General features: G+C 74.2%; 4 protein-coding genes. 3 read left to right on the top strand and 1 reads right to left on the bottom strand.

The window, feature by feature from the left end; all coding sequences use genetic code 11:
• Window position 1: 1 nt before the first annotated feature.
• The 3 genes from SAOR_RS17405 to SAOR_RS12125 all read left to right on the top strand — a co-directional run bounded on the left by SAOR_RS17405 (window position 2) and on the right by SAOR_RS12125 (window position 2,124).
• Entirely contained in the window at window positions 2-145 is a 144-nt protein-coding gene (locus tag SAOR_RS17405) for an adenosylcobinamide-GDP ribazoletransferase (protein WP_123631661.1), read from the top strand.
• A 6-nt stretch (window positions 146-151) separates the two neighbouring features.
• Window positions 152-1,078: an adenosylcobinamide-phosphate synthase CbiB gene (gene cbiB / locus SAOR_RS12130; RefSeq protein WP_342782588.1), complete on the top strand. Its 927-nt coding sequence runs from the start codon at window positions 152-154 to the stop codon at window positions 1,076-1,078.
• A gap of 179 nt (window positions 1,079-1,257) precedes the next feature.
• The gene (locus SAOR_RS12125; protein ID WP_123631662.1) at window positions 1,258-2,124 is read left to right on the top strand and encodes a cobalamin-binding protein; all 867 of its coding nucleotides are present in this window, start codon (window positions 1,258-1,260) and stop codon (window positions 2,122-2,124) included.
• Window positions 2,125-2,153: 29 nt separating this feature from the next.
• Here the strand turns inward: SAOR_RS12125 and SAOR_RS12120 are convergent, their stop codons facing one another.
• Complete coding sequence (locus tag SAOR_RS12120) at window positions 2,154-2,777, bottom strand: LysE family translocator (RefSeq protein ID WP_123631660.1); 624 nt, start codon at window positions 2,775-2,777, stop codon at window positions 2,154-2,156.
• Window positions 2,778-2,798: the final 21 nt, after the last annotated feature.

The raw sequence follows: 2,798 nt of genomic DNA, 5'->3' as shown, positions 1-2,798 counted from the left end.
CCTGCTGGCCGCGGCGATCGCCGCCGGCGCGGCCTGGCGCGGGCTCTGGCAGCGCCGTATCGGCGGCTACACCGGCGACGTCGTCGGCGGCTTGATCGAATGCGTGGAGCTGGCCGTGGTGGTCGCGGCCGCGCTCACGGTCTGACCCGGCGTGGCGTTGAGTCTGGCGATGCTGGCCGCGATTCTGTTCGATCGGCTGCTGGGCGAGCCGCGGCGTCTGCATCCGCTGGTCGGCTTCGGCGCGCTGGCCACGCGCGTGGGCCGCGATCTGCAGCCGCACGGGCGTATCGGCGGCGTGCTCGCCGTGGCGCTGCTGGTGTTGTTGCCGGGGGTGGCGACGGCGCTGGCCGTCGCCCTGCTGCCGGCGGCCGTCGGCTGGATGGTCGCCGCCGTGCTGGCGAGTCTGTGCATCGCCGCGCGCAGCCTGCGTGAACACGGCCAGGCCGTGGCGGCGCCGCTGGCCGCCGGCGATCTGCCGGCGGCGCGCCGCGCGGTCGCGCGTCTGGTCAGCCGCGAGACCGCCGCCATGGACGCCGCGGCGATCCGGCGCGCGGTGATCGAGTCGCTGCTGGAAAACGCCAGCGACGGCGTCTTCGCATCGCTGTTCTGGTTTGCCATCGGCGGCCTGGTCGGCGGCCCGGCGGCGGCCGCGGCGCTGGTGGTCGGCCATCGGCTGGCCAACACCCTGGACGCGATGTGGGGCTATCGCACGCCGGCATGGCGTCGCTTCGGCTGGGCCGCGGCGCGGCTGGACGATCTGCTGAACTGGCTGCCGGCCCGGGCGAGCGCGGCGAGCCTTGCCCTGGTGGGCGACCGCCGCGCGGCGCTGGCCTGCTGGCGCGCGCAGGCCGGCGCCTGCGACAGCCCGAACGCGGGGCCGGTGATGAGCGCCGGCGCCGGCGCGCTCGGCCTGCGCCTCGGCGGCGCGGCGCGCTATCACGGACAGCAGCGCGCACGCCCCGAGCTGGGCTGCGGCGCGCCGCCGGCCGACGGTGACGTTCGCCGGGCGCTGGCCCTGATCGGGCGCGCGCTCGTGCTCTGGTGCGCGGTCATCGTCGGCCTCGACGTCGTTCTGTGATGGAGATCGGCGGTCATCGGCGTCGTCGCACCACGGCTGTCGTGCCGGCATCGGCGCGCCGGGCGGCCGCTGACCGGGGATGGCTTCGACGCGTCGCGCGAGGGTTGAACGGTCTTGTGCCGTTCGGCGTATCGCCCGGTATCGGCCGCCGTCGTGTGGGCGACGCCGTGCCGCGCCTGATGCTCGCCGTGCTCCTGCTCGGCCTCGCGCCCGCGGCGTGGCCGGGCGACGGCATCGCGGTCACGGACTTTCTCGGTCGCGAGATCGAGCTGGACGCGCCGGCCGAACGCATCGTCGCGCTGGCGCCGCATCTGGTGGAGAATCTCTACACCGCCGGCGCCGGCGAGGCGCTGGTGGGCGCGGTCTCGCACAGCGACTATCCGGCCGCGGCGCGGGCCCTGCCCGAGGTCGGCGGCTACACCAGCGTCAGCCTGGAGGCGGTCGTCGCGCTCGACCCCGATCTGGTGGTCGCCTGGGCGTCAGGCGACGGCGGTTCGCGGGCCACACGCGAGCGCTTCGCCACCCTCGGTATTCCGGTGTACGTCGATCGGCCGCGGCGGCTGGACGACGTCGCCCGCGCGATCGTGGACCTGGGCCGTCTATCCGGCCACGCCGAGACTGCCGCCGCAGCCGCCCGGCGCTTTCGGACGGGCATCGAGACGCTGCGCCGACGCTACGCCGATCGGGCGCCGGTGAGCGTGTTCTACCAGGTCTGGGACGAACCGCTGCAGACGCTGGGGCGCGACCAGTTCGTGGGCCAGCTCATCCGGCTGTGCGGCGGCCGCAACATCTTCGCCGACGTGGCCACGCTGGCGCCCAAGGTGAGCATCGAGTCGGTGCTGGCCCGGGATCCGGAGGTCATCGTCGCCAGCGGCATGGGCGACGAGCGCCCGGACTGGCTGGACGACTGGCGCGCCTGGCCGGGACTGCAGGCGGTGGCCGACGACCAGCTGCACTTCGTGCCGCCCGATCTCATCCAGCGGCCGACGCTGCGCCTGCTCGACGGCGCCCGGCGGCTCTGCGAGGCCATCGACGCCGCGCGCTGACGCCGCCCCGGCTGGAGACGACGCGGGTCTCAGTCCAGCGCCAGCCAGACGCCCACGGCCGCCATCAGCGTGCCGGCAACGCGGTTGAGCAGCACGACGTTGCGCCGCTGGTGGAGAAAATCGCGCACCAGCTGGCCGCCACCGGCATAGAGCAGCAGGCTGCAGAACTCGATGCCGAGAATCAGCCCGACCAGCAGTGCGAGCTGCGGCGCCAGCGGCTGCGACGCCTCGAGAAACGGCGGCAGCAGGGCGATGAAGAAGGCCCAGCCCTTGGGGTTGGCGACCGCGGTCACAAAGCCCTGGACGGCCAGGTTCGCCGGGCCCGTGCCGGTCGTGCGCGAGTCCGCTTCGACGGCCCCGGCGGGCCCGCGATCGCGCCACATCATCACTCCCAGATAGACCAGATAGGCGCCGCCGCCCCACTTCAGCAGCATGAACGCCGCCGGATAGCGGAGCATGAGCGCGGCCGCACCCACCACCGCGGCCACCGCCACCAGCCCGACACCGGCGAGCTCGCCGGCCATCATCGGCAGCGTGCGTCGCACGCCCAGGCGCATGCCCAGACTCAGCGACAGCATCATGCACATCCCGGGCGTGAGCGAGACGAGCACGAAGGTGGGCACGAACACGGTCAGGGCCGGCAGCGAGGGCATGAGGGAAGCGCTGGAGGAACG

The sequence above is a fragment of the Salinisphaera orenii subsp. orenii MK-B5 genome, from assembly GCF_003788635.1.
Taxonomy (GTDB): domain Bacteria; phylum Pseudomonadota; class Gammaproteobacteria; order Nevskiales; family Salinisphaeraceae; genus Salinisphaera; species Salinisphaera orenii.
This window is presented reverse-complemented; position numbering and strand designations above follow the sequence as displayed.